The sequence below is a fragment of the Curtobacterium sp. MCLR17_036 genome (assembly GCF_003234445.2).
GTDB lineage: Bacteria > Actinomycetota > Actinomycetes > Actinomycetales > Microbacteriaceae > Curtobacterium.
The window spans coordinates 2,703,281-2,727,499 of sequence record NZ_CP126269.1 but is presented as its reverse complement, the minus strand read 5'-3'; the positions used below and the strand labels follow the sequence as shown (position 1 = coordinate 2,727,499).

25 protein-coding genes and 2 pseudogenes are annotated in these 24,219 nt (G+C 74.0%); 8 read left to right on the top strand and 19 right to left on the bottom strand.

All coding sequences use genetic code 11. The features are described from left to right. Window positions 1-27: 27 nt before the first annotated feature. The 6 genes from DEI99_RS12815 to DEI99_RS12790 form a co-directional block, all read right to left on the bottom strand. Window positions 28-1,347: an MFS transporter gene (locus DEI99_RS12815; protein WP_111041500.1), complete on the bottom strand. Its 1,320-nt coding sequence runs from the start codon at window positions 1,345-1,347 to the stop codon at window positions 28-30. 53 nt (window positions 1,348-1,400) lie between these two features. After that, window positions 1,401-2,135, bottom strand: coding sequence for a signal peptidase I (locus DEI99_RS12810; RefSeq protein WP_111041523.1), 735 nt, complete (start codon window positions 2,133-2,135; stop codon window positions 1,401-1,403). Further along, window positions 2,132-2,995 (bottom strand): hypothetical protein, encoded by an 864-nt coding sequence (locus DEI99_RS12805; protein WP_111041501.1) that lies wholly within the window; start codon window positions 2,993-2,995, stop codon window positions 2,132-2,134. The genes DEI99_RS12810 and DEI99_RS12805 overlap by 4 nt, the downstream gene beginning before the upstream one ends. Then, window positions 2,992-3,585 carry a TasA family protein gene (locus DEI99_RS12800; protein WP_111041502.1) on the bottom strand — a complete coding sequence of 198 codons (594 nt, stop codon included), beginning with the start codon at window positions 3,583-3,585 and terminating at the stop codon, window positions 2,992-2,994. Before DEI99_RS12800 ends, DEI99_RS12805 begins: the two co-directional genes overlap by 4 nt. 79 nt (window positions 3,586-3,664) lie before the next feature. Then, window positions 3,665-4,219 carry an alternate-type signal peptide domain-containing protein gene (locus tag DEI99_RS12795; RefSeq protein WP_111041503.1) on the bottom strand — a complete coding sequence of 185 codons (555 nt, stop codon included), beginning with the start codon at window positions 4,217-4,219 and terminating at the stop codon, window positions 3,665-3,667. A 356-nt stretch (window positions 4,220-4,575) separates the two neighbouring features. Further along, entirely contained in the window at window positions 4,576-5,403 is an 828-nt protein-coding gene (locus tag DEI99_RS12790) for an ornithine carbamoyltransferase (protein WP_111041504.1), read from the bottom strand. Between the two features lie 244 nt (window positions 5,404-5,647). Between DEI99_RS12790 and DEI99_RS12785 the strand changes: the two genes are divergently transcribed. Continuing rightward, complete coding sequence (locus tag DEI99_RS12785) at window positions 5,648-6,031, top strand: SdpI family protein (RefSeq protein WP_181434414.1); 384 nt, start codon at window positions 5,648-5,650, stop codon at window positions 6,029-6,031. On the opposite strand, the gene DEI99_RS12780 is transcribed toward DEI99_RS12785, so the two are convergent. From DEI99_RS12780 to DEI99_RS12765, 4 genes are all read right to left on the bottom strand, one after another. Continuing rightward, on the bottom strand, window positions 6,006-6,476 hold the full coding sequence (locus tag DEI99_RS12780) for a tetratricopeptide repeat protein (RefSeq protein ID WP_111041506.1): 471 nt from the start codon (window positions 6,474-6,476) through the stop codon (window positions 6,006-6,008). The two genes, DEI99_RS12785 and DEI99_RS12780, sit on opposite strands and share 26 nt — an antisense overlap. Beyond that, window positions 6,473-6,886, bottom strand: coding sequence for a hypothetical protein (locus DEI99_RS12775; RefSeq protein ID WP_111041507.1), 414 nt, complete (start codon window positions 6,884-6,886; stop codon window positions 6,473-6,475). The genes DEI99_RS12780 and DEI99_RS12775 overlap by 4 nt, the downstream gene beginning before the upstream one ends. Then, window positions 6,883-7,428, bottom strand: a complete 546-nt coding sequence (locus DEI99_RS12770) for a cysteine hydrolase family protein (RefSeq protein WP_111041508.1) — start codon at window positions 7,426-7,428, stop codon at window positions 6,883-6,885. The genes DEI99_RS12775 and DEI99_RS12770 overlap by 4 nt, the downstream gene beginning before the upstream one ends. A 66-nt stretch (window positions 7,429-7,494) precedes the next feature. Continuing rightward, complete coding sequence (locus DEI99_RS12765; protein WP_146247095.1) at window positions 7,495-8,022, bottom strand: hypothetical protein; 528 nt, start codon at window positions 8,020-8,022, stop codon at window positions 7,495-7,497. A gap of 101 nt (window positions 8,023-8,123) precedes the next feature. Between DEI99_RS12765 and pnuC the strand changes: the two genes are divergently transcribed. The 3 genes and pseudogenes from pnuC to DEI99_RS17260 all read left to right on the top strand — a co-directional run. Continuing rightward, entirely contained in the window at window positions 8,124-8,789 is a 666-nt protein-coding gene (gene pnuC / locus DEI99_RS12760; RefSeq protein WP_111041510.1) for a nicotinamide riboside transporter PnuC, read from the top strand. Window positions 8,790-8,868: 79 nt separating this feature from the next. Further along, window positions 8,869-9,501 carry a hypothetical protein gene (locus DEI99_RS12755; RefSeq protein ID WP_111041511.1) on the top strand — a complete coding sequence of 211 codons (633 nt, stop codon included), beginning with the start codon at window positions 8,869-8,871 and terminating at the stop codon, window positions 9,499-9,501. After that, window positions 9,468-9,644, top strand: a pseudogene (locus DEI99_RS17260) (hypothetical protein); the annotation flags it as partial. The gene DEI99_RS12755 and the pseudogene DEI99_RS17260, both read left to right, overlap by 34 nt. Here the strand turns inward: DEI99_RS17260 and DEI99_RS12750 are convergent. The 4 genes and pseudogenes from DEI99_RS12750 to DEI99_RS12735 all read right to left on the bottom strand — a co-directional run. After that, window positions 9,596-10,663, bottom strand: a pseudogene (locus DEI99_RS12750) (ABC transporter permease); the annotation flags it as partial. The pseudogenes DEI99_RS17260 and DEI99_RS12750 overlap by 49 nt on opposite strands. 41 nt (window positions 10,664-10,704) lie before the next feature. Further along, window positions 10,705-11,643 (bottom strand): ABC transporter ATP-binding protein, encoded by a 939-nt coding sequence (locus DEI99_RS12745; protein WP_111041512.1) that lies wholly within the window; start codon window positions 11,641-11,643, stop codon window positions 10,705-10,707. Between the two features lie 125 nt (window positions 11,644-11,768). Beyond that, window positions 11,769-13,430: a glycoside hydrolase family 13 protein gene (locus DEI99_RS12740; RefSeq protein WP_111041513.1), complete on the bottom strand. Its 1,662-nt coding sequence runs from the start codon at window positions 13,428-13,430 to the stop codon at window positions 11,769-11,771. Window positions 13,431-13,594: 164 nt separating this feature from the next. After that, window positions 13,595-14,323: an NUDIX hydrolase gene (locus DEI99_RS12735; RefSeq protein ID WP_258369341.1), complete on the bottom strand. Its 729-nt coding sequence runs from the start codon at window positions 14,321-14,323 to the stop codon at window positions 13,595-13,597. Between the two features lie 101 nt (window positions 14,324-14,424). Here DEI99_RS12735 and DEI99_RS12730 point away from each other — a divergent pair, with 101 nt between their 5' ends. Then, window positions 14,425-14,979, top strand: coding sequence for a hypothetical protein (locus tag DEI99_RS12730; protein WP_146247096.1), 555 nt, complete (start codon window positions 14,425-14,427; stop codon window positions 14,977-14,979). 116 nt (window positions 14,980-15,095) lie between these two features. Here the strand turns inward: DEI99_RS12730 and DEI99_RS12725 are convergent, their stop codons facing one another. Both DEI99_RS12725 and DEI99_RS12720 read right to left on the bottom strand, forming a co-directional pair. Further along, on the bottom strand, window positions 15,096-16,067 hold the full coding sequence (locus tag DEI99_RS12725) for a family 16 glycosylhydrolase (protein WP_258369343.1): 972 nt from the start codon (window positions 16,065-16,067) through the stop codon (window positions 15,096-15,098). 706 nt (window positions 16,068-16,773) lie between these two features. Next, complete coding sequence (locus DEI99_RS12720) at window positions 16,774-17,784, bottom strand: threonine aldolase family protein (protein ID WP_258369345.1); 1,011 nt, start codon at window positions 17,782-17,784, stop codon at window positions 16,774-16,776. 59 nt (window positions 17,785-17,843) lie between these two features. Here DEI99_RS12720 and DEI99_RS12715 point away from each other — a divergent pair, with 59 nt between their 5' ends. Then, on the top strand, window positions 17,844-18,758 hold the full coding sequence (locus tag DEI99_RS12715; RefSeq protein WP_111041515.1) for a metallophosphoesterase: 915 nt from the start codon (window positions 17,844-17,846) through the stop codon (window positions 18,756-18,758). 168 nt (window positions 18,759-18,926) lie between these two features. Further along, window positions 18,927-20,003: an NADP-dependent oxidoreductase gene (locus DEI99_RS12710; protein ID WP_111041516.1), complete on the top strand. Its 1,077-nt coding sequence runs from the start codon at window positions 18,927-18,929 to the stop codon at window positions 20,001-20,003. A 121-nt stretch (window positions 20,004-20,124) separates the two neighbouring features. Here the strand turns inward: DEI99_RS12710 and DEI99_RS12705 are convergent, their stop codons facing one another. The 3 genes from DEI99_RS12705 to DEI99_RS12695 are packed head-to-tail and all read right to left on the bottom strand — an operon-like array spanning window position 20,125 to window position 23,028. Further along, window positions 20,125-20,967 (bottom strand): ABC transporter permease, encoded by an 843-nt coding sequence (locus DEI99_RS12705; RefSeq protein ID WP_111041517.1) that lies wholly within the window; start codon window positions 20,965-20,967, stop codon window positions 20,125-20,127. Then, entirely contained in the window at window positions 20,954-21,964 is a 1,011-nt protein-coding gene (locus DEI99_RS12700) for an ABC transporter ATP-binding protein (protein WP_502867006.1), read from the bottom strand. Before DEI99_RS12700 ends, DEI99_RS12705 begins: the two co-directional genes overlap by 14 nt. Continuing rightward, a complete protein-coding gene (locus DEI99_RS12695; protein ID WP_111041518.1) occupies window positions 21,961-23,028 on the bottom strand; it encodes a LolA family protein in 1,068 nt (355 codons plus the stop codon). The genes DEI99_RS12700 and DEI99_RS12695 overlap by 4 nt, the downstream gene beginning before the upstream one ends. Before the next feature lie 130 nt (window positions 23,029-23,158). Between DEI99_RS12695 and DEI99_RS12690 the strand changes: the two genes are divergently transcribed. Continuing rightward, window positions 23,159-24,121, top strand: coding sequence for a sugar-binding transcriptional regulator (locus DEI99_RS12690; RefSeq protein WP_111041519.1), 963 nt, complete (start codon window positions 23,159-23,161; stop codon window positions 24,119-24,121). Window positions 24,122-24,219 lie beyond the last annotated feature (98 nt).

Below are 24,219 nucleotides of genomic sequence, written 5' to 3'. Positions count from 1 at the left end.
CCGACCGGGACCGCGCAGCGTACGCCGTCAGGCGCCGCGACCGGCTGGTCGCCGGACGGCGCACCACACCGCCGCCGCCAGGGCGAGGACGGCTGCGGCGCCCCAGCCGGCGGCCGGGCTCGCGGCCGTCGTGACGAGGACGACCGCCGACGTCCCCACGGCCGTCCCGAGCTGGGCGCCGGTGTTGACGATGCCGGCGGCGCTGCCCGCCAGGGTGCCACCGACCGAGGTGCCGAGCCCGGTCGCGCTGACCGAGGCCGCAGCGAGCCCGAGGCCCAGCACGGCGACCCCGCACCCGATGCCGAGCCAGGACCCGCCGGCGACCACCAGGACGACGTTGCCGGTTCCGACGGCCAGCAGCCCGACGGCTCCGAGCCGGTCCGGACCGAGGCGGTCCGCCAGGCGCCCCGTGACCGTCGACCCGAGCACCACCGCCAGGCTGAAGGCCATGAGCGTCAGTCCGGAGAGCAGCGCCGGGATGCCGAGCCGGTCCTGCAGCACCAGGGTCGCGACGACGGACGACGAACTGGTGGTGGCGGTGTTCACGAACGACTGGGCGGTACCGCGACGGAGCGGACGGGCGGCGAAGGCCGCTCGCGGCACCAACGGCGACCGCGCGGTGCGGAGTCGCCACACCAGGGCCGCCGCGACCAGCACTCCGACCAGGAGCAGCCCGACGCCGGCCGCACGGGTTGCCGACCGTTCGAGCAGCGCCGTCCCGGCGACCACGGGCATGACCGCGGCGACCAGCAGCACCGCGCCGAGCACGTCGAGCGGAGCGCGGTCGCGATCGCCGGGTTCGTCGTGCACCACCAGGAGCACCCCGGCGGCGAGTGCCGCCGCGACGGGCGCGTTGACCCAGAACACCGCGGGCCAGCCGAGCGCCGAGGTGAGGACCCCGCCGACCAGGAACCCGGTGGCACCCGCCGCCGCCCCGACCGCGCTCCACGCGGCGAGTGCGCGCGACCGCGCCGACGGTGCCGGGGTCGCGTGCAGGAGCAGCCGCAGGGCCGACGGGGCCGAGACCGCGGCGGCGGCTCCCTGCACCGCCCGGGCGACCAGCACCTGCGGCAGACTGTCCGCCGTCCCGCCCACCACGGACACGGCGCCGAAGGCCGCGATGCCGACGAGCAGCACCCGACGGTGTCCGTACCGGTCGCCGAGGCGGGCACCGAGGACGAGCACCGCGCCGAAGAACATCGCGTACGTCGTGGCGACCGGACCGGCTGCCCCGGCGTCCGCCCCGACCCCGTCGAGGATCGCGGGCACGGCCGTCACCACGCTCGTGACGCCGAGGACGTCCACGAACTGCACCAGGCACAGGACGGTCACGACGGCGGGACGCATGCCTGCACCGTACGTGACGACGGCTCACGCTGTTGCCCCGGAACCGCCTGGCGTCAGCGACGTCCGCTCGGCGCAGCCCGCCGTGCGCCACGACCGCGCTGGTGCCGGGGGAGTGCGGCACCGTGCAGGCGGCGCGTGGGGCCGGAACGGCGCGCGGTGCCGACGTGTCGCCGCCGGTCAGTGCCGTCGGTGCTGTCTGTGCTGCTGCTGCGTCGTCGTCCGTGCCGGCGCTGCCCGGACGAGCGTCGGACCGCGGCCACGACGCCCCTCGTCACCAGGACCGCGCCCCAGGCGATGAGCGCCACGGCGACGGTGGGCACGAGCCAGCCGCGCGCGCCGTTCACGGCCTGGTTCACGTACCCGACCGCCGGGACGCTGTACCAGACGACGCCGCGCACCTGGGCGGACGACACCGGGGCGTCCGCCTCGGCGTTGGCGTCGCCCTTCGTCGTGAACGTGGACGCGCCGTCGGAGGACCGCGCGACGGCGACCACGCGGTGGCTGACGAGCACCTGTTCGCCGGAGACCGCCTGGTAGGTGACGACGTCGCCCGCGGCGATGTCGTCGGGCGGGGTCGGCCGGACCACCAGGAGCGTCCCGGCCGGCAGGGTCGGTTCCATGGACTCGGTGAGGACGGTCAGCGGCACGGACCCGGTCGCCTTCGGCACGACGACGAGCACGGCGGCGAGTCCGGCGAGCAGCAGCAGCAGGCCGACACCGAGACCGCCGGCGACGGCGCGTGCGACGGGCCGCCACGAGCCGCGACGGACGTCACCGACGGCGGTCACGCGCCGCACCGGATGGTCTGCCCGGCGGCATCCGTGGACCGTGTGACCGGACCCTCGCCGGCGACGGTCGTGGTCGGACGTCCGGCGTCGTCGAGGACCTGCACGACCACGGTCTGCGTGCCGTCGGCCGGCAGCTCGTCGGCGCGGACGGTGAGCTGCCCGGGGGTCGTCCTCGACGGGGTCCCGACCGGCGTACCCCGGACGAAGGCGCCGTACGGGGTGGTGGCCGGTCGCGTCGAGGTGGGCCACGTGATGTCGACGGCGGTGCCGTCGCGCTCCGTGCAGGTGATCGCGGGTGCGGTGTTCAGGTAGAACCCGCTCCGGGAGGCGTCGGACCGCCAGGTCCCCGTCGTGCTCACCGCGCTGAGGACGATGTTCGCGCTCGCCTCGGCCGGCGTCCCGGGCTTCGGGGTGCTGCGCGTGCACCAGACCGCGCTCGCGCCGACCGCGAGCGGTGTCGTCAGGCTCGGCAGCGCGGCCCACGTGCCCGAAACTGAGCCGGAACCGACCGGGGCGTCGTCGGTGCAGGCACCGACGGACGGCACACGCCAGGCGACCACGTCGATCCAGGACGCGAGCGGTTCGGGCGTGCCGCTCGGGGACGACACGGTGGTCGTCGTCGTGCCCGCGATGTTGCCGGGGTTCCGCAGCGTGACGGCCTTGGTCACCGAGGGGGCCAGGGAGGAGAACGTCGAGGACGTCGCGCCGCCCAGTGCGAGTGAGGTCGCCGGCGTGCCCATCGTCGTGCTCGACCCCGTCTCGCGGCTGGTCGACCAGAGCGCCCAGGCCGTGCCGGACCCGCTCGCGACGAGCACGGAGCAGACCAGGACGGCGAGCAGCAGGCGCAGCCGGCCGCTCACGGTGCCACCTGCGTGCCGCTCACGGTCAGGGTGAAGTCGGTGACGGCGCCGGACACCGACTGCGGGGCGTCCGCCGACAGGGCGACCTCGATGCAGGCGGTCCCGGTGGCGCCGACGGGGAGCGTGTAGTACCCGCTGCCGGTGTCGAACGAGGCGAGCGGTCCGCGGGCTCCGCCGAGTCCCGGTCGGCACGACGACGCGGAACCGACGCTCGACAGGTGCAGCGTCTGGGAACCGAGCACGTCGGCGTCGGTGGCGTCGCCCCAGGTGACCTCGGTCGACGACGTCACGACCCGGATGGACAGCGGGACCGTGCCGGAGTTGCGCACGGTGAACGTGCCGGTCGTGCTGGTGCCCGGGCCGAGGGCGGGTGTCCGCGTGGTCGAGAGCGCACTCACCGACAGCGCGGCCGTGCCCGACCGGATGGTGGCACCCTGCGTGCTCGCCGACGCGTTCCACAGCGCGTACGTCCCGCCGGACCCGAGCAGGGCGACGAGCCCCCCGGCGGTCAGGGCGGCCGCCGTCGTCCACACCCAGCGGTGACGCCGGGGAGCGCGGTGGCGCCCGGTCGGGCGGGCCCTGCCGGTCATGCTCGTGGCCTCCGTGTGGTGTGACGGTCGACGGTGGGGTGGGTGCGGCCGGCGCCGGTCGAGCCGGCCGCCGCGGACGTCAGGAGCCGATCGTGCGCTGCTGCAGCGTGAAGGTCAGGCCGCTGACGTCGACGGTGCCGTCCTGGCCGGTCTCGGCGGACTCCGGCAGCTCGATGGTGAAGAGGACCTCGACGGTGGTCGTGGCGTCGGACGGCGAGACGTCGAACGTGTTCGAGCCGGGGGCGGACTGCGTCACAGCACCGCTGTCAGAGGTGACCGACAGCGTCCGCTCGGTCGCGTCGACGAGGGCGCGGTCGCCGGTGATGCTCTGCGGCTGGTAGGTCAGGGCCGCTGCCATGTCGTCGCCGGTCGCCTCGACCTGCAGCGTCTGCCGGAACCGGTAGGTGTTGCCCGGCACCATGCGCACGTCCGCCGGGCGGATGACGGCGGAGCGTCCGTTCGTGACGTCGGTCCAGCGACCGTCGTCGACGGCGCGCAACGACAGCGTGCCGGAGGCCACGGTGCCGCCCTGGGTCGACGCCTCTGCGTTCCAGAGGGCGAAGGTGCCGGCGCCGCCCAGGAGCAGGGCGATGCCGGTGGTGCCGGCGATGACGCCGGTGACGATCTTGTGCACGAGGGATCCGTTCCTGCGCAGCGCACTGCGCTTCCGGGCAGCACTGTGGTTCGGGTCGGCGTGCTGCAGTGACGGTGTCTCCGGTCCCGGGGGACCGCCGGCTGACCGGTGCCGGTGCGGATCGGCGAGCCCCCGGTTCGGTGACACGGAAGGGGCCCGGATCGCGCTTGATGACGACCGTACGCTCGCCCACGAACACGGGCACCGCGGATCATGCGCCTGCATGCACCCAGAACAGGGGTGATTTGTGTCCGCTGTTGTGCCGACGGCTTTGTACCCCGATTTCACCGCGGTTTCCGGGCGCCGACGTGATCACCCCGCGTGCGTGTCACGCGCTCCCGCGTCGCTGCTCGCGGTCACACCGCGAGTTCGAGGCAGTAGGCCATCACGGCCTGCTGCACGGGCAGCAGCGCCGCCTTGAAGCCGTGGCCGACGAAGGCGCGATGCTCGAGCGCACCGGCGCTCGCCTCACGCCCGCGGATGAACGGCGGGCACGGCGCGAACCGCACCCCGTCCGGCGCGCGGTCCAACAGCTCGGCGGTGACGCGGTACGGCGCCAGCTGGTCGCCGTGCGCCCCCGGACCGTCCGTCAGCACCACGTCGGCGGAGCGGACCGCGGCGTCGAGGTCCTCGTCGAGACGGACGCCCGCCATCGCGAGCGCCGCGGGGCAGCTCTGCACCAGGTCGAGGCCGAGGACCTGCGCTGCCTCGCGCCAGGCCCGGCCGATGTTGCCGTCGGCGCCGACGAACAGGAACCGCAGCGACCGCGGATCGACGCCCTCGGCACGCAGCGCGAAGAGGTCGGACAGCACCTCGCAGGGGTGGTTGACGTCCGTCATCGCGTTCACGACCGGCAGGACCCCGGCCGCCGCGAGCGCCTCGGCGACGCGGACGTCGCGGTGCCGCACCACGACGAGGTCGGCCCAGGACGACAGGTACGCCGCGACGTCCGACAGGTCCTCCGGCTTGTCGAGCGTCTGCTCCGGGAACAGGATCGGCTGCAGCCCGAGCAGGGTCGCCCCGCGCTCGAACGACACCCGGGTCCGCAGGCTCGTGGCGGGGAAGAACAGCACCGCGCACCCGTCCGTCACCGGCCCGCGACCTGCGCGGTAGGCGTCCGCGAGCGCGAACACCTCGTCGACGTCGGAGGCGGACCAGTCATCGAGTCTGACGAGCGAGCGCATCCGACCACCGTACGGGCCGCCCGGTCGGCCCGGTCGTCGCCCTGGTGGGCCGGTCGTCCCCACCGTCCGGCGGCCGTCACGGTGACCGGCGTCCGGACGGGAGGCGCGGTGCGGGCCTGCCCCGCGCCTCCCGTCCGTCGACCGGTCGCGGCCCGCGCGCCGGACGGGCGCCGCCCCGTCACCAGCGCAGGTGACGGGGCGCACGCGGTGCGCCATGCTGGTACCGGAGGGAAGGGGACGGGACGTGGCGGACGCAACACCTCCGGGCATCGCCGCGGCGATCGCGGTCGCCGTGCTCCTGGCGGGCGTCGCCTGGTCGTTCCTCATGCTCGGACGGGTCGCCCTGACCGGGGGCCGCAACCACACGGTCGGCTTCCGACTGCCGTCGGTGATGCGCAGCGACGCCGCGTGGCGGGCCGGTCACCGTGCTGCTGCGCGACCGCTCCTGGTGGGAGCGTGGGCGGTCACCGTCCTCGCGCTCCTGTCACTCGCGGCGTCCCCCGCCACCGTGCCGTACGTGGTCGTCGTCGTCGCCACCGTCGGCGCGCTGCTGGTGCAGGTGCTCTGGGCGACCGTCGCGGCGCACCGCGGAGCGCGTCGCGTCAGTCCGGGGTCCGCTCGCGGGTGAGCGCGACCGCGAGCGCCAGCCGTGCCGACGCGAGCAGATCCGGATCGCCGTCCAGCCGCAGCTCGACCGCCCTGCGGAAGTCGTCGACGGCGCGGTCCGCCCGGCCGGCGGCGAGCAGGGCCTTCCCGCGGTGCTGGCGCATGACGGCCTCGTGCCCGGTGCCGACGCACTCGGACACCAGGGCGTCGTACTCGGCGACCGCGGCGTCCGTCTCGCCGAGGTCGCGGAGGCAGTCGGCCCGCAGCGCGCGCACCCGGCGCGACGGCTCGTGACCGTCGAGCAGGTCGAGCGCCGCCGCTGCGGCACCGCTCCACAGGAGCTCGAGCGGCTCCGCGAGCGGGTCGCCGGTCAGACCGAGACGGAAGGCACCGAGGTCGGTGATCTCCGGGCGCAGGTCGTCCGCCCGGATCACCCAGCCCGGCCCGCCGACGACGGGCGCGGTCACGGCCGGGTCCGGAACGGCCAGTCGGCCGGGTGGGTGAAGGGCGTGGCGACCACCTGGACGGGGTCCTCGTGGACGACGTGTCCCGGTGTCCGCGTCCGGAGTTCGACCCATCCGACGCCGTACCGGTCGAGGAGCGCGAGGTACGGCTCGCACAGCTGCAGGCAGGACGCGGCACCGTCCCGGAACCAGGACCGCGCTCCGGGGTGCAGCACAGGGTCGTAGCAGTCGGGTGCGACGGTGGTCGGGTCCGCGTAGTGTTCCTCGGCCCGCGCGTTCGCGCACGCGAGCCAGTCCCGGTCGGCGTCGCCGAGCATCCCGTCGTGGCGCAGGCCGTTCGCCAGGGCGAACACCCCGGGGTGCCGCCCGTGCCGGTTCGGCACCGCGCTCTGGTACCGGACGAACCCGGTCACGCGTCGAGCCCGAGGACCACGAGGTCGTGGGGCACGGCCGCGAAGCGCTGGCCGGGGTAGCGCAGCCCGCTGAAGTACATGTTCGTGTGGGCGATCACCTGCGCTCCGGTGATCGCGACCCCGTCGTGTTCGGCGTCGGTGGTCGTGTGCGCGTCCGACACCAGCGTGACGTCGAACCCCCGTGCCGCCGCGGCCTGCGTCGTGGTGCGGATGCAGTGGTCGCTCTGGGCGCCGGCGACCACGAGGTGCCGGGTGCCGAGCCCCTCGAGGACCGCGGCGAGGTCGGTGTCGGCGAAGGCGTCGCGGTGGGTCTTGCGCACCAGGGGTTCGTCCGCGGCGCGACGGAGCGGCGGCTGCAGCTCCCACTCCGGGCTGCCCTCGACGAAGTCGTCGTGGTCCTGCACCCAGACGACCGGCACGCCCTCGGCCCTGGCCCGGTCGACGAGGGCAGCGGTCCGGGCGACGACCCCGTCGGCGTCGGTGCAGCCGGGCAGGACCCCGACCTGCAGGTCGATGACGAGGAGGACAGTCGTTCCGCGCATGGTGTGATCCTGTCAGCACCGCCGTGCGGGCGGGCGGCGCACCACCGCGGGCGGCGCACGGCCCGGTCAGTCCGTCGCACCCCGGGGCGGATCGACGAGCAGCCCGACCCGGTCGGCCAGGTAGTCCTCGAGCGGTACCGCGGCGCCCGCCGTGGGGGACCAGCGGACGAGCGGCGCGTCGCCGTCGACGAAGAGCACCCCGTCGGAGCCGCGCAGCGAGTCGTCCAGGGGGAGCGGCACGGCGTCGTGGTTGACGGTGTCCCCGTCGCGGAAGTGGCCCTTCGCCGCCGCCGCCCGGTAGGCGCGGCGGACCTCGGCGGACACCGACACGAACTGCGACCTGCCGGGGTCGGTCACGCGGGTGATCCGGCCGGTCGCCCAGACGCGGCCCGAGGTCTCCGACGACGAGCCGAGCAGCAGGGCCCCGACGCGCCAGACCCGGCCGAGCGGACGCATCACGGGTTCACGACGGATGCCGAGCACCGCCTTCGGGCGCACGTACTCGCCGAGCGCCTCGTCCGGCACCCGCGCGGCCTGCAACCGTGCGGCGGCTGCGTCGAGCAGCTCCCGCGTCCGCCGTACCCCGTCCGTCACGGTGCACGAGCGTAGTCCGCGCACCGTCACGCGGCGCCGCACGGCGGCCGGAATGCCGAGCACCCCCGTACCGTTGGACCGGTCGAATCCGAGGAGGGCCCATGGGCATCGTGCGTTGGCTGTTCGACGCGCAGATCGTCATCGGTGACCAGACGGTGCTCTGGCGCGAGGTGATCGGCAACGTCTTCGGCCTGCTCAGCGCCCTCGGCGGCATGCGCCGCAAGGTGTGGGCGTGGCCGGTCGGACTGGTGGGCAACGCCCTGCTCTTCACCGTCTTCATGGGTGCCCTGTTCGACACCCCGAACCCGGTCAACCTGCTCGGCCAGGCCGGCCGCCAGGTCATGTTCATCATCGTGAGCATCTACGGCTGGTACCGCTGGACGCACCGGCCGGAGCAGGCGACGACCTCGATCGACCCGCATTGGGCGTCGTGGCGCACGCGGGCGCTGCTCGTCGTCGGCATGGTCGGCGGCACCGCGCTGCTCACCCCCGTGTTCCGCGCACTCGGGTCGTACGAGCCGGTGTGGAGCGACGCCTGGATCTTCGTCGGGTCGCTGCTCGCCACCTACGGCATGGCGAAGGGCTGGGTCGAGTTCTGGCTCATCTGGGTCGCCGTCGACCTGGTGGGCGTGCCGCTGTTGTTCTCGGCGGGGTACTACGCCTCCGGCCTGATGTACGTCTTCTACGGGGTGTTCACCCTGACCGGCTTCTTCGTCTGGATGCGCCAGCGCACCAGGCCCTCGGCCGCCCCCGTCACCGTCGGCTGAGCGAGTCCGGGGGCAGCGCCGGGGCACGCCCCCCGGTCGGGGTCACGACAACGGCCCGCCGATGCGGTGGAATGAGCAGATGGTGACCCTGCACGACGCGCGCGCGGAGGACGACCAGTCCCTCGCGGAGCGCACCGTCCGCGGCGCGATCCGCGCCTACCGTCTGCACTCGTTCAACGAGGTCGACGCCGCCGTGGTCGCCGAGGTGTCGTGCGTCCCGCTCGAGACCGTCGAGCGGCTGTTCCCCGCGTGGGACGCCCTGCTGCTCGTCACCTACGACCGGTGGACGCAGCTGCGGGGGACCCGGCGGCAGGCACCGCCCGTGTGCACCATCGACCACGTGCGGATGACCCTGGCCGAGGACGTCGCCGACCCGGGCCTCGTGCGTCTGCTCGCCGGGGTCGTCACCATCGCGAGCTCGGAGTCCCGGTTCGCGGACCTGTTCCGGAAGCGCTTCGAGGAGTACGTCGAGGAGCTCGCCTGCGGCTTGCAGGGTGACTTCGACCGCGGGACGGAGGAGTCGGCGATCCCGGCGCACCAGGCGGCGACGCAGCTGCTCGCCGTCTACGAGGGCATGCAGATCCAGATGCTCGTCCGCCCGTACGTGGACGTCCTCGTCGAGTTCGACCGGGCGGTCCACACCCTGCGGCAGGGCTGGCGGCAGCGTGAGGTGCACTCGTGGGAGATCGAGGCGATCACCGCGGGCGTCTGACCCGCCGCCAGGACAGGACCTGCCGCACGGTCACCTTCGAGCCGTACTGGGCGACCGAGTGCCGGAACAGGTACTGCGCGAACCACAGGAACAGCCCCGCCACGACGAAGACCTCGGCGACGCAGACGATCGACTCGACCACCGTCAGCGAACCGACGGCGTTCCGCACCATCGCGGTGACGGGGGTGAACGTCGGGAAGTACGTGAAGAACGTCGCGACCGGTGACGACGGTGTGGTCATCACGAAGAAGGCCGCGTAGATCGGGATGATGAGCGCGAAGATCGCCGCCGACTGCAGCGCCGAGGCGTCCTTGATGGACGGGACGGCGGCGCCGACGGCGACGAACAGCCCGGACGCGAGCAGCACGCCGCCGACGAGCAGCAGCGCCCCGACGAGCATCCGCCACGGGTCGACGACCACCCCGCCGAGCCGCGACGCGACGAGCGGCAGCAGGGCGGCCGTCCCGACGAGGCCGGGCACGACGAACACCGCGACCTGCACGAAGCCGACGAGCAGCATCGCGATGACCTTGCCGCGGATGAGGTCGCCGGCGGTCACGGTGGTGAGGATCATCTCGGAGATGCGGTTCTCCTTCTCCTCGACCACGACCGTCACCATGCGCGAGGCGAGCAGGATCACGAGCCCGAAGAACGCCGCGACGTAGAGCAGCGGCGGCACGATCGACAGCCAGCCGGGAGCCACGGCGCCGTCGGCGTACGTCGTCAGGTCGGTGTCCGGCGGGTTCCGGAGCAGGTCGACCGTCTCGGGGTCGTCGACGGCGGTCGCGACGCTCTGCTCGAGCACGCGCTCGGCCAGGGTCGAGTAGCCGCCGTTCACGAAGAGCCCGCGGTCGGCACCGTCGATGCGCACCGGCTGCGACGACGGCGACGCGGGGTACTCGATGAGCAGGTCGAGCGTGCCGTCGCGCACCCGGTCGCGGTCCGCCCCGACGTCGTCCGAGGGGGAGCCGCCCCACCGCGCGGCGATCCGTTCCGACACCAGTCCGGAGTGGTCGACGTAGTGGAACGGGGTCTTCGTGGCGGACGTCCCGCTCACCACCGAGGACGTCCCCGCGGCCTGGCCGATGCCGACGAGCAGGGAGACGACGACGATGACGACCGGCAGCGCGAGCGTGCCGATCCAGAACGCGGGCTTCTTCACGGCCCGGACGAACTCGAACCGGACGACGGTGCCGAGACGGCTCACGCGCGGGCCCCCGCACCGGCGGTCTCCGCCGTCAGGGCGTCGTGGCCGTACACCTGCACGAAGATCTCGTCGAGGGGGATCCGGCGCATCGCGAACGCGGTGACGTGCACACCGGCGGCGACGAGCGACGCCAGGATGTCCGCGCCGTCGGCGGCCGCGGCCGCGGTCGGCACCAGGTAGGCGACGTGCCCCTCGTGCCGGGCGAGCCGGTACAGGTCGGACGGCGGGACCGTGCCGTCGACCCCGACGCGCGCGACGGCGCCGCCGAAGGCGTCCTGCACGTCCGGGATCGTGCCGTACGCGGCGGCGGTGCCGTCCTTGAGCAGCAGGATGCGGTCGCAGAGCCGTTCGACCTCGTCCATGTGGTGCGTGACGAGGATCACGGTGGCGCCGTCGGCCTTGCGCTCGGCGACCAGGTCGAGCAGCAGTCGTCGGTTGACCGGGTCGAGGCCCTTCGTTGGTTCGTCGAGGATGAGCAGCCGCGGCCGGTCCATGATCGTGATGCCGAGCTGCACCTTCTGCTGCTGGCCGCCGGAGAGCTTGTCGACGCGGGCCTTCGCGCGGTCCGCAAGGCCGACGCGGGCCAGGTAGTCCATGCTCCAGGCCGTGGCGTCCGTGCCGCGCAGGCCCCGCAACCGGCCGAAGTACGACATCACGTCGATGACGGACTCCTTGCGGTACAGCCCGCGCTCCTCGGGCAGGTAGCCGATCCCACCGGTCGCGGGTCGGTACGGTTCGCCGTCGATCGTCAGGGTGCCCTCGGTCGGGGCGGTGATGCCGAGCAGGGCACGGATCGTGGTGGTCTTGCCGGAGCCGTTGCTGCCGAGCAACCCGAACGTCTCACCGGGAGCGATGTCGAACGACAGGCGGTCGACGACGGTGCGGTCGCCGAACCGCATCACGAAGTCCCGCACGTCGATGCTCGCCCCGCTCATGCCGCGACCCTACCGGGACCGGCTGACGGATCGGGACGGTGACGGCGGACGGACGGGAGGCCCGTGGCGGCGCCGCCACGGGCCTCCCGTCCGTCACCCGGTCGCGTGCCTGACGCGTGCCCGGCTCAGGAACGCAACCAGGCGGTACCGACGCCGGCCAGCGTGCCGTCGGCCACCGGAGCCGAGGCGAGCAGCAGCTCGCCCGACGGCAGGGCGAAGGGCTCGTCGCCGAACACCGTCACGCTCGTCCAGCCGTTCGGACGACGGAAGGCGAGCACGTCGTCGCGGCCGGTCTCGAGCCACTCGAGCCGCTCCTCGGACTGCAGCTGCCCGCGCAGGGCGAGGGCCTTCCGGTACAGGTTGAGCGTCGAGTCCGGGTCGGCGTCCTCGGCCTCGACGCTCGACCCGGCGAACCAGGCCGGCTGCGGCAGGTGCGAGCCGCCCGGACCGAAGCCGTACGACGGGCCGGAGCGGGTCCACGGGATCGGGACGCGGCAGCCGTCGCGGCCGACGTCGACGCCGGGGTTCCGGAAGAACGCGGGGTCCTGGCGGTCGGCGTCCGGGATGTCGCCGACCTCGTGCAGGCCGAGCTCCTCGCCCTGGTACAGGTACGCGGAGCCGGGCAGGGCGAGCTCGAGCAGCGTCGCCGCCTGCGCGCGGCGCAGGCCGAGCGCGAGGTCGAGGTCGTCGCGGGACCCGCCGGCGAGCAGCCAGGCGCTGCCCTGCTTGTCGGGGGAGCCGTTCCGCGGCGGCAGTGCGTAGCGGGTCGGGTGGCGGACGACGTCGTGGTTCGAGAACACCCACGTGGTCGACGAGCCCGACTGCTCGGCGAGGCCGAGGTTGAACTCGATGATCTCCCGGAATGTGCCGGCGTCGAAGTCGGCCTCGAGCAGGTCGAAGTTGAACGCCTGGCCGAGCCCGTCGGCGCTCGCGTAGCGCGCGCGGCGGTCGGCCGCGACCCAGGCCTCGGCGACCGCGGTGCGGGCCGGCGTGTACTCGTCGAACACCTTCCGCCACTCGGCGTAGATCTCGTGCACGTCGTCGCGGTCCCAGAGGATGTGCGAGCCGTCCTTCGGCGCGGCGAGGACCTCGGCCCACGTCGGCAGCTCGCCCTCGGGCAGGTCCTTCGCCAGCCCGTGGGCGACGTCGATCCGGAAGCCGTCCACCCCGCGGTCGGACCAGAAGCGCAGCGTGTGCAGGAAGTCGTCGCGGACCTCGCGGTTCGCCCAGTTCAGGTCGGGCTGCTCCTTCGCGAAGTTGTGCAGGTACCACTGGCCGTCGCCGACGGGGGACCAGGCCGGGCCGCCGAAGATCGACACCCAGTCGGCCGGCGGCTCCTGGCCGTCCGGGCCGGTGCCGTCGCGGAAGACGTAGCGGTCGCGGGCCGCCGAGCCCTTCTCCGACGCCAGGGCCTCGCGGAACCACACGTGTCGGTCGCTCGTGTGGTTGGGGACCACGTCGACGATGACCCGGATGCCGGCGCCGTGCAGCGCCTCGACCAGGCGGTCGAAGTCGTCGAGGGAGCCGAGCCGCGGGTCGACGTCACGGTAGTCGTCGACGTCGTAGCCGCCGTCGGCGAGGGCGGACGGGTAGAACGGGCTGAGCCAGACGGCCTCGATGCCGAGCGAGGCCAGGTACGGCACGCGCTCGGTGATGCCCGGCAGGTCGCCGATGCCGTCGCCGTTCGCGTCGGCGAACGAGCGCGGGTAGATCTGGTAGACGCTCGCCTGGCGCCACCAGGTCTCGTCGGTGGCTGCCGTTCCCGTCGTGGGCAGGACGTCGGTCATCGCGGTGCTTCCTTCGTTGTGGTGGTCGTGCCGGTCCCTGCACTCTTCTCCGGTCCCGCCGGGTCCGGCCGGAGGAACGCGGGACTCTCCCAGTTCCGGTCGGGCGGGGCGCGGGGCGCTCTGGACTCGGCTGGGGGTGGTCGGTGGGGCGCGCTCGGCGCGGGTCAGGCGGTCGGCGGCAGGGGGACCACGCGGTCGGCGTCCCACGGTTCGGTCCAGCCGAGCCGATCGAACAGTGCGTCGAGCAGTCCGGCGGTGAACCCCCACACCAGGTGCGGTCCGTGCGCCGACTCCACGGTGAACGCGGGACCGCGCCACTCCCGCCCGCCGTTCCGCAGGACGGTGACGCCGCGTCGTGCCGGGTCGAGGAGGTCCGCCACGGGGACCCGGAACACCGCGGCCGACTCGCGTTCGTCGACCACCCGGATCGGTGACGGCTCCCGCCACCACCCCAGCACCGGTCGGACCAGGTGGTTCGAGTGCTCGAGCGGCACCGCGGGCAGCGTCCCGAGCACCTCGACACCGGCGGTGTCGATGCCGGTCTCCTCACGGGCCTCGCGCAGGGCGGCGGCGGTGGCGTCACGGTCCCCGGGATCGATGCGGCCGCCCGGGAAGGCGACCTCGCCGGGGTGCGAGCGGAGGGTCGCCGCACGGGCCAAGAGCAGGACGTCGAGGTCGCGGCCGACGGCCGGGGCGCCGGTGGGGTGGTCGCTCGGCGTGCGGGTGCTCGGGACGTCGTCGAGCACGCCGAAGAGCATCAGGACGGCAGCCCGGCGCGGGCCGGTGGAGGACCGCCGGTCGAGCGACCCGTGCGCGGCCGGGCGGTCCGGTCCGACGACGCCGGCGAGCGCGGCCCGCGCCGCGACTGCTGTCTCCCGCCGGTCGATCGTCACCGGTCCAGCCTAGGCGGCGCGTTCAGCGGTCTCTCGGCCGGGTCCGCCACGGTGGGCCGGGAACGGGTCACTCGAACGTCTGGGGAACAACGATGGACCGCATGCGTGCACTGCCGCTGCCGGCACTGCTGCCGCTGATCTTCGCCCTGCTCTTCGCGGCCTGGTTCGCCCTGGGCGTGCTCGTCGAGGCCGACGGCTTCGCGCCGCTGCAGCGGGCGGTCGGCGCGTTCTTCTATGCGAGCATCGCGACGGTGTGCTTCGGGTTCGCCATCCGCAACCGCCGGCGGCGTCTCGGCGGCGCGCAGGGCACGGTCGCGGTGCAGCGTGCGGTCCGGACCGGCGCCCTGCCCGAGCACGAGCGGGTCGACGCGTCCGTGTGGCGCCCCGAACTCGAGCTGCTGCGACGTCGGTACCGCTCCACACTGGCGATCGTCCCGGTGATGGCGGTGCTCGGCGCCGGGTTCTCGATCTGGGCCGCGTTCACGATCACCCCGCTGTGGTGGGGGTTCCTCGTGGTCTTCGTCGTGCTGTGTGCCTGGGGGTACCGGGACGCCCGACGGTCGGTGCGCTCGATCGACGGACTGCTCCCCGCCCTCGAACCGCTCCCCGCCCTGCCCGGGTCGTCGGGCGTCGTTCCGATCCGGGATCCTGCCTGACGACACGGGTCCCGGATCGTTGGCCGCGCCCCGTCACGGTCGTCGCGCCCCGGTGAGATCGGGCGCAACGACCGCAGCGGGGCGCGGTCGCGCAGGCCCCCTCGGGCCCGCACCGCTCACTCGGTGGTGGACACCCAGTCGATGAGCAGGTGTCCGGACGCGCCCCAGTTGCCGACCTGGAACATGAAGCGGTGCGGCGTCGTCGGGACGTCCTGCGTCACCGTGTGGAGCACCTGACCGTCGACCTTGTAGGTGACCGACCGACCGGGGTCCCAGTCCACCGTGTAGGTGTGCCAGTCGCGCCACGAGACGCCGCTCGGCACCTGGACCCGCTCGGCTTCGCGGCCCGGGGTCATCGAGTGCTGGAAGGCGGACGGGCTCGCCTCGAAGTTGCCCTCGGGGAAGTCGATCTCGCCGTCGGCCCACCGGTTCGACGTCGGCCAGAGCATGAAGGCCGCCCCGTTGCCGTCGCCGCCGGTCGCCCGTGCACGCACGGAGAACGAGCCGCCGACGTGGTCCCAGGCGCCGGTCTTCGTGCCGAAGGTGCCCGCAGCACCCGCACCGGTGCCGAGTGCGACGTCGAGGACGCCGTCGTGCGCCGTGACCGTGCGGCTCGGCGCGTAGATGCCCGAGGTGCCGTCCGGGTACGGCTGCCACGACTGCGCGTACGCCGACGCGACCTGGCCGAGCGCCGCACCCGCCGAGAACTGCTCGACGAACGAGGAGTCCGGCGGGGACGCTGCCGTGGCGGCCTCGTCGACCGGGGCGGGCTCGGGCGTGGGGGTCGCCGTCGGCTCGTCCGCCGGGGCGGGAGCCGGGTCCTGCGTCGGCGTCTCCGTCGGCACCGGGTCCGTCGGCACCGGGTCCGTCGTCTCCGAGGGTTCCGGAGCCGACGACTCCGACGGAGCGGGTGACGGGGTCAGCGTGTCCGGGTCGGTGGGGTCGGACGTGGGCGGGGCCGTCGGCGGGGCGTGGTGACGGTGGTGGTGGCCGTCCCAGCCCCACCAAGCGGTGGCGGAGGCTGCGGTCGGGACACCGAGCACGAGCGCACCGGTGGTGGCGGCGGCGATGAGGACGCGGCGGTTCACCGCGTGCTCCGGTCGGCAGTGGTCAGGTGGTCGCTGGTGCGCTGGGGACGGCGCAGGGTTTGGGTTGCGATGTCGGGCTCCTCGGTGAGGTGGGGCACTGGCATGGACGGCGTCCGTCGTGGGCGCCCGGGACATCATGCACGATGATTACCCCCGTTCGGGGGTGATGACCGCAATCTGCACCCCCGGCGCGATTCCTTCGCCTCCTGTTCACCGCCCCGCCGCGCCGCGCCGAGGCCGTCGAGCCGCCAGGTGCCAGGCGCCGCGGCCGTCGGGTCGGCGGGGTCGTCGGGGCCGTCAGGTCGTCGGGTCGTCGGGTCGCCGGATCGCCGGATCGCCGGATCGCCGGATCGTCGAGCCGCCGCGATCGTCGGGTCGCCGCATCGCCGCATCGCCGCATCGCCGCGTCGCCGCGTCGCCGCGTCGCCGCACTGCCGGGACGCGCGTGCCACGTCGGCTGCGGACCGAGAAGCCGTCGCGTGCGTGACGGTCGTGGTTCGCGATCCCCGGACTGCACGAACCAGGACCGTCAGCGATCACGAGAGAGGACGGGTCCCGGCGCGGGCACCGGACCCCGGCGCGGACCCAGGGCGTGGTGCGCGGCGCGGATCCCCGGCGCGGGCCCCGGACCCCGGCGCGGACCCAGGGCGCGGTGCGCGGCGCGAATCCCGGGCGCGGTGCGGAGCGACGTGCTCCCGAGCCCGTGTCAGCGGGGGAGCGTCCGCAGCACCTCGGCCGCCCGGACGGCGTCCTCCTGACTGACGTCGAGGTGCGTCACGAGCCGGACCCGACGCGGCCCGAGCTGCATGAGCCGGACCCCGCCGGCGGCCGCGGCCTCGACGAAGGCGGCCGGGTCGGCGACCTCGGCGAAGACGATGTTCGTGTCGACGTGTGACGGGTCGACGTCGAGGGCCTCGGCCAGCAGCCGCGCGTTCGCGTGGTCCTCGGCGAGCCGGTCGACGTGGTGGGCCAGGGCGTACCGGCCGGCCGCGGCGAGGAACCCCGTCTGCCGCATGCCCCCGCCGTACCGCTTCCGCCAGATCCGCGCCGTGGCGATGCGCTCCGCCGAGCCGACGAGCACCGACCCGACCGGGGCGCCGAGGCCCTTCGACAGGCAGACCGAGACGGTGTCGAAACCGTCGGCGAGCTCGTGCAGGGGCGTGCCCGACGCGACGTGCGCGTTCCACAGCCGGGCGCCGTCCAGGTGCACGGCGACGTCGTGCGCCCGCGCGTAGGCCTGCACCGCGCGGACCTCGTCCTGCGGCTGGATCGTCCCGCCGCCGAAGTTGTGGGTGTTCTCGATCGCGATCGCGGCGGTCGACACCGAGTAGGCGCCGGCGTTCGGTTCGGCCAGCTCGCGCACGGCGTCGGCGACGAGTCGACCGCGGTCCGACGGCCACGTCCGGGTCGTGATGCCGGAGAACACCGCGGCGGCACCGAGTTCGGCCCGCACCACGTGCGCCTGCTGGTCGGCGACGAGCTCCGCTCCCGGGGCGACGAGCAACCGCAGCCCGAGCTGGTTCGCCATGGAGCCCGTCGGGGTGAACAGGCCGGCCTCGTGCCCGAGCAGCGCGGCGACCTCGTGCTCGAGCGCCGTGGTCTCCGGGTCCTCGCCGAAGACGTCGTCGCCGACCTCGGCGTCGACCATCGCGGCACGCATGGCCGCGGTCGGACGGGTGACGGTGTCGGAGCGGAGGTCGATGAGCGCGTCGGTCACCAGGCAACGCTAACCCGCCCGCCAGCCGCTGGACCACCGGCGCAGGTACCGTGGCGGGCATGCAGCCGCCGGCACCGGGAACCCTCCGCATTCTCCACCTCTCCGACACCCACCTGACGGGCGACGGCGCCCTGCACCAGGGGTCGGTCGACACCGCCGCCGCACTCGACCGCGTGCTCGCCCATGCCGAGGGCGTCCCCGGGGTCGGGCTCGTCGTGGTCTCCGGGGACGTCTCCGAGGACGGCAGCCGCGCGTCGTACGCCGCCGTGCTCGAGCGCGTCGGCGGGTGGGCGGAACGGCACGGAGCGGCCCTCGTCGCCGTGCCCGGCAACCACGACCTGCGCGAGGGCTTCCGCCAGGTGCTCGCGAACGGACACGTGCTCGGCGAGGGCGGCGTCCGGCTCGCACACACGATGGAGTACCACCCGCCGACGGTCCCGGTCTCCGGGCAGTCGATCGTCGCCGGCCGGCGCATCGTCACCGTGGACACGAGCGTGCCGGGAGCCGGGTACGGCGAGGTGTCCGAGGCCGCGCTCGAACGGCTCCGCACCGCGCTCGCCGGGGACGACGCGCCGCACGGCAGCGTCGTCGTCCTGCACCACCCGCCGTTGCCCGCGCCGACCGCACTGCACGACGCCCTCCGCCTGCAGAACCCCGGCGACCTGGCCGGGGCGATCGGCGGCTCCGACGTCCGCGTCGTGCTCGGCGGTCACTACCACCACCACTTCGCCGGGTCGCTGGCCGGCGTCCCGGTCCTCGTCGCCCCGGGCGTCGCGAACGACACCGACGTGACCGGCGCGTACGACGAGGAGTCGGCGCACGTCGGCAGCGGGGCGCTCGTCGTCGACGTCTCCGAGGACGGCTCGATCTGGTCGACGCCGTTCCGCGTCCCCGACCCCGACGCCGACCCGCTCGCCTTCCACCTCGATGCCGACGCGGTCGCGTCGGTCATCGCGCAGGCCGGCAAGCACTGACGACGCGCGCGGTGGACGCGCGTCGAGGCGGACGGGAGGCCCGTGGCGGATCCGTCACGGGCCTCCCGTCCGTTGCCCGGTCGCGTCCGCAGGCCGGTACCCCGCCTGTTCGGGCTGCACGCGGGAACACCGAGTAGGCCGGAGCCACCACGCAGCGAAGGAGCAGCCATGCGACACGGCAGTGCAGTCCAGTTCGACCGGTACGGTGACTTCGACGTCGTCGAGCTCGTCCCGCAGGAGAAGCCGACGGCCGGACCCGGTGAGGTCGTCGTCGAGATCGTCGCGGCCGGCCTCAACCACATCGAGCGGTTCCTGCGCGAGGGCAAGCTCCGGGACCACGTGGACCTCGAGTTCCCCGCGCACCAGGGCGTCGACTTCGCCGGCATCGTCCGCGCCCGCGGCGACGGCGTGAAGGACCTGCGCGTCGGCGACGAGGTCATGGGCCACGCACCCACGGGCGGTGCCCACGCGACCTGGATCGCGGTGCCGCGCGGTGCGGTCATCAAGAAGCCGGAACACGTCGGGTGGGAGGTCGCCGGCGGCCTGTACCTGGCCGGCTGCACGGCCGTCTCCGTGGTGCGGTCGCTCCGCCTCGGCCCCGGCGACACCGTGGTCATCACTGCGGCCGCCGGCGGCGTCGGGCACATCGAGTGCCAGCTCGCGCACGACTCCGGCGCGACCGTCATCGCGCTCGGCAGCCCCCGCAACCACGACTACCTGCGGCAGATCGGCACGTTGCCGGTCGCCTACGGCGAGGGCGAGGAGGAGCGGATCCGCGACATCGCGGACGGCCGCCCGATCACGGCCTTCATCGACAACCACGGCGAGAGCAACGCCGAACTGCTGGCAGAGCGACTCGGTGTCAGCGACGAGCGGTTCGTGTCGTCCGAGGAGCGGCGGGACATCGAGGTGCGGTTCCTGCGCGCCCCCGCCGAGGACGAGGAGACCCGCGAGCTCCTGACCCTGCTGGCGAAGGCCGTGCAGGACCGCCGGGTGCAGGTCCTCATCTCGGGGTTCTACCCCTTCGAGTACATCGTCGAGGCCTACGAGGACCTGGCCGAGATGAAGTCGCGCGGCAAGGTCGTGATCGGCATGCAGACCGTCGAGACGGGTGCACGACTCGACTGGTACCGCTCCGAGAAGGCCCGCGACCTGCGCGACCGGTACGCCGACGCGCGCGCCACCGAGGACCCGCAGGGCACCGAGCCGAGCATGGCCGGCGGCTCGACCACGCCCGCCGAGTGACCGGCGGGCCGCCGGGCGGGTCGCCGGGCGGGGACGAGCCCGGCCGGCAGCTGGGAGGCCGGTCGGTGGCCGGGTGTCCGGGCGGCAGCGCGGTGGCCCGACGGCAGCCGGCTCGTCGTGCTCAGGCCAGGACGTCCTTCGTGGCGAACCGGCTGTAGGCCAGGGCACCGAAGACCACGACGTAGCCGAGTTGCAGCACCGCGTTCGACCCGAACGAGTCGAACGAGATCGGGTCGCGGAGCAGGTCGCCGAAGCCGAGCCACTGGTGCGAGAACAGGAACGGGTGCAGCCACTCGAGCTGGGGCAGCTGGTCGAGCACCTGCGACGCCCCGGCGAGCACGACCGTCGCGGCCATCGCGCCGACCGGCACGTTCGTCAGCGTGGACGCGAACAGCCCGATCGCGGACAGGCCGAGCATCGACAGCGTCACGTAGAGCGCGAGGAGCAGGGCGCGGCCCGCGTACGACCACCCGCCGACCTGCGTGCCGGACAGCAGCGTCACGGGGCCGATCGGGAACAGCACGGCACCGATGGCCGCGCCGACGAGCACCACGAGCAGCGTCGCCGCGAGGCAGAACGCGACCGCGCCGACGTACTTCACCAGGATGAAGCGCAACCGGCCGGTCGGGGCCACGAGCAGGTACCGGATCGTGCCGTGGCTGGCCTCGCCCGCGACCGTGTCGCCGGACACGACCCCGACGGTCAGCGGCAGGAACAGGGGGATCGAGACCGTCAGCGCGGTGAACGCGACGAACAGGCCGTTGTTCGTGATGTCACCGAGGAACGCCGGGCCGCCGTCGTCACCGGACGTCGCGACCCGCACCGCGACGGCGATGAGGATCGGCACGAGCGCCAGCGCCCCGAGCATCGCCCAGGCGCGACGACGACGGAACACCAGCGCGAGCTCGGAGCCGAGCAGTGCGAAGGTCCGCTGTCGACGGACGACGGCATCAGGCTGCGACATCGAACCCCTCTCCGGTGAGCGCCACGAACAGGTCCTCGAGGGTGCCCCCGCCCACGGTCAATCCGCGGACGCGGACGTCCGCTCGGACGAGCTCGGCCGTGATCGTCTCCGGTGCCACCTGCGGCGGCAGGTCGGCGACGAGGACGTCCGCGCCGCCCTCGTGCCGCGGCGCCAGGCCGAGCGCGGTCAGGACGGTGGCGGCCTGGCCGACGTCCGGCGTGCGGACCGTGACGGTGCGAGCGCCGGCGGAGCGGAGGTCGTCGAGGGTGCCCTGCGCGACGAGCTTGCCGGCGCGCATGACCGCGGCGTGCGTGCAGACCTGCTCGATCTCGGCGAGCAGGTGGCTCGACACGAACACCGTGGTGCCGTCGTCGGCGAGGGACCGGATGAGGTTGCGGACCTCGCGCGTGCCCTGCGGGTCGAGGCCGTTCGTCGGTTCGTCGAGCACGAGCAGGTCACGCGGGGCGAGCAGGGCGTTCGCCAGGCCGAGGCGCTGCTTCATGCCGAGCGAGTACGCGTGCGCCTTCTTGTCGGCGGCGTGCGACAGTCCCACGCGGTCGAGGGCGCGTGCCACGCGCTCCCGACGGGTGCGTGGGTCCGACGTCGGGTCGGCGGCGTCGAAGCGTTGCAGGTTCGCCCGACCGGACAGGTACGGGTAGGCGGCCGGACCCTCGACGAGCGCTCCGACGCGGGGGAGCACCCGGTGCAGCGCCGACGGCATCGGCTGCCCGAGGACCTCGATCGAGCCGCCGGTCGCGCTCGACAGCCCGAGCAGCATGCGGATCGTGGTCGTCTTGCCCGAGCCGTTCGGCCCGAGGAACCCGAACACCGCGCCACGCGGCACCGCCAGGTCGATGCCGTCGACGGCGCGCTGCCGCCGGAACACCTTCTGCAGGCCCGTGGTGCGGATCGCGAGGTCGGAGGCGGTGCCGGGGGACGACGCCGACCGCGTCGACGGTGTGGTCGGTCCCGCGGCGGGTGGTTCCGTCGTGCTCACTTCGCGGCGGCGACCAGCGACGACACCGGGACGGCACCGGCGAGGACCCGGCCGTCGTCGGTCAGGTAGACCGAGACGAGGGACGTCTGCACCGCGCGACCACCGTCGACGGGCGTCGTCAGCTGGTCGAGCAGCCCGGAGGCCTGCTCACCGAGGGACGACTGGTCGACCGTGCCGGCGGGGAGCTCCGCGATGGTGTCCCAGCCCGTACCGGTGACCGCCGGGCCGGCCGGTCGGTCGCCCCGGGCGTGGTCGCGTGCGTGCTGGCGGACGTCGGAGAGGTCCTTCTCGGTGACCTTCGCGTTCGCGGGCGCCGTGAAGTCGAACAGCCGCTCGGCGGGTGCGCCGTAGGACAGGCTGGTGAAGCCGACCTGCACGGCCGGGTCGTCCTGGCCCGCTGCCGTGACGGCGGCGCGCAACGGCAGCCCGGTCTGCTGGTCGACCGCCAGCTGGACCGAACCGACGAGGGTGCCGGACGACTTCGGGGTCAGCGTGATCTGCCAGGCGTCGTGGCCGGCGACACTGACTCGGGTCGGCTTGGACACCGTCGTGGTCGGCGTGATCGCGTCGACGGCCTGCCGGGCGATGTCCGCCGGGGTCGTCGTGCCGTCCTGCAGGTGATCTCCTGCGGAACCGCTCGGCAGCGTCACGTGGGTGGCGGTGCGGTCCTCCGAGTCCCAGGTCCAGACGTCGGACCCGTTGCGGACGACGTCCTGCTCGGCGAGCTGCTGCGTCAGCTGGAAGCGCTGCTTGTCCTCGCCGTCCACGTAGACCCGCGCGGTGTGCGACGAGGTGAGGAGTCCGAGCACGTCGGAGGCGTCGCCCTCGAGCGAGGACCCGCCCGACCCGGTCGGCAGCTCGGGGAGGCCGAGGTCGCTCGTCTGCGCGAGCTTGCCCGAGTAGGCCGCGTCGGACGAGTGCGCGATGCTCGCGATGACGTCCGCGGCGCTCGGCTGCGTGCCGGCGATCGGCTCCTGTGCGGCGCTCGCGATCATCGGGGCGGCGACGGCGCCGGCCACGACGACCGGTGCGATGACTGCTGGCAGCCAGGCTGACTTCTTCATCGGGATCCCCTCGTGGAGCGTTCGAGACGTGGGTACCGTACGTCCGACCCCCGACAGCCCGCTGTGCGTTCCGGGGGGAGTGCGTCCTCCGGCCCACGGAGTGCCGAGGGCGTCCCGCTACGATCGCCCCATGTCCGCCGAGCTCCCCGCCGCCGAGGGTTCCCGGACCCGCTTCCCGCTCGACACCGTCTACCAGGCGGCGCGGATGTACTACCTCGAGGACGCCACCCAGGCCGAGATCGCCTCGCGGCTCGGGGTCTCCCGCCCCACCGTGTCACGCCTGGTGAGCGAGGCCCGCCGCGCCGGACTCGTCCGCATCGAGGTCGTCGACCCGTTCCAGGACGAGACCGTGGCGCTCGCCGAACGCCTGCAGGTCGTGCTCGGCCTCGGCGCCGTGCACCTGGCGGCGGTCACCCACACGGCGACGCTCGGGGTCGACCTGGCCGGCCCGATCGCCGCCGCCGTCGAGGGCATGAACCTCGCGCCGGGCGACGCCGTCCTCATGTCGTCCGGCAGCACCGTCTACGACGTCGCGCACACCGCCGTGCCGCCGATGCCCGGCGTCCAGCTCGTGCCGACGGTGGGCGGCCAGGCGGACCCGACGCCGTGGTTCCAGACGAACGAGATCACCCGGGCCGCCGCCGAGCGCTCCGGTGCGATCCCGGCGTTCCTGTTCGCGCAGGCCCTGCCCTCCGCGGCGATGCGCGCGACGCTCGACGAGGACCCGGCGTTCCAGCACGTCGTGGGGCTGTGGGGACGGGCGAAGGGCGCGATCCTCGGCATCGGGGCACCGGCGCCGACCCGGGACTCCTCGGCGCGGGGCGTGCCCGTCGACGACGCCGTGTTCGACCGTGCCGCGGGCGACGTCTGCCTCAACTTCTACGACACCGACGGCGCCGCCGTCGAGTTCCCCGGCAGCGACCGGATGGTGCGGACGTCGCGCGAGGTGCTCGCCGCCGTCCCGCACGCCGTCGGGGTCGCCGTCGGCACCGCCAAGGTGACGAGCATCCTCGGCGCGGTGCGCGGCGGTCTCGTCAACGAGCTCGTCACCGACGCCGCGACGGCGCGCGCGGTGCTCGACGCACTCGCCTGACGTCGGGCGGCGTCGGCGGCGTCGGTGCACGCGCATCGAGCGACGACCCACGCGTCGATCGTCTCGTGGTCCGTCGCAGGATGCACGCGCACCCGATG

Excerpts from the sequence above, each read along its gene's own strand:
- DEI99_RS12790 (WP_111041504.1), bottom strand. The coding sequence starts at position 5,403 with ATGCGCTCGCTCGTCAGACTCGATGACTGGTCCGCCTCCGACGTCGAC.
- DEI99_RS12695 (WP_111041518.1), bottom strand. The coding sequence starts at position 23,028 with ATGAAGAAGTCAGCCTGGCTGCCAGCAGTCATCGCACCGGTCGTCGTG.
- DEI99_RS12755 (WP_111041511.1), top strand. The coding sequence starts at position 8,869 with ATGGTGACCCTGCACGACGCGCGCGCGGAGGACGACCAGTCCCTCGCG.
- DEI99_RS12715 (WP_111041515.1), top strand. The coding sequence starts at position 17,844 with ATGCAGCCGCCGGCACCGGGAACCCTCCGCATTCTCCACCTCTCCGAC.
- DEI99_RS12770 (WP_111041508.1), bottom strand. The coding sequence starts at position 7,428 with ATGCGCGGAACGACTGTCCTCCTCGTCATCGACCTGCAGGTCGGGGTC.
- DEI99_RS12705 (WP_111041517.1), bottom strand. The coding sequence starts at position 20,967 with ATGTCGCAGCCTGATGCCGTCGTCCGTCGACAGCGGACCTTCGCACTG.
- DEI99_RS12815 (WP_111041500.1), bottom strand. The coding sequence starts at position 1,347 with ATGCGTCCCGCCGTCGTGACCGTCCTGTGCCTGGTGCAGTTCGTGGAC.
- DEI99_RS12800 (WP_111041502.1), bottom strand. The coding sequence starts at position 3,585 with ATGACCGGCAGGGCCCGCCCGACCGGGCGCCACCGCGCTCCCCGGCGT.
- DEI99_RS12730 (WP_146247096.1), top strand. The coding sequence starts at position 14,425 with ATGCGTGCACTGCCGCTGCCGGCACTGCTGCCGCTGATCTTCGCCCTG.
- pnuC (WP_111041510.1), top strand. The coding sequence starts at position 8,124 with ATGGGCATCGTGCGTTGGCTGTTCGACGCGCAGATCGTCATCGGTGAC.
- DEI99_RS12745 (WP_111041512.1), bottom strand. The coding sequence starts at position 11,643 with ATGAGCGGGGCGAGCATCGACGTGCGGGACTTCGTGATGCGGTTCGGC.
- DEI99_RS12710 (WP_111041516.1), top strand. The coding sequence starts at position 18,927 with ATGCGACACGGCAGTGCAGTCCAGTTCGACCGGTACGGTGACTTCGAC.
- DEI99_RS12740 (WP_111041513.1), bottom strand. The coding sequence starts at position 13,430 with ATGACCGACGTCCTGCCCACGACGGGAACGGCAGCCACCGACGAGACC.
- DEI99_RS12690 (WP_111041519.1), top strand. The coding sequence starts at position 23,159 with ATGTCCGCCGAGCTCCCCGCCGCCGAGGGTTCCCGGACCCGCTTCCCG.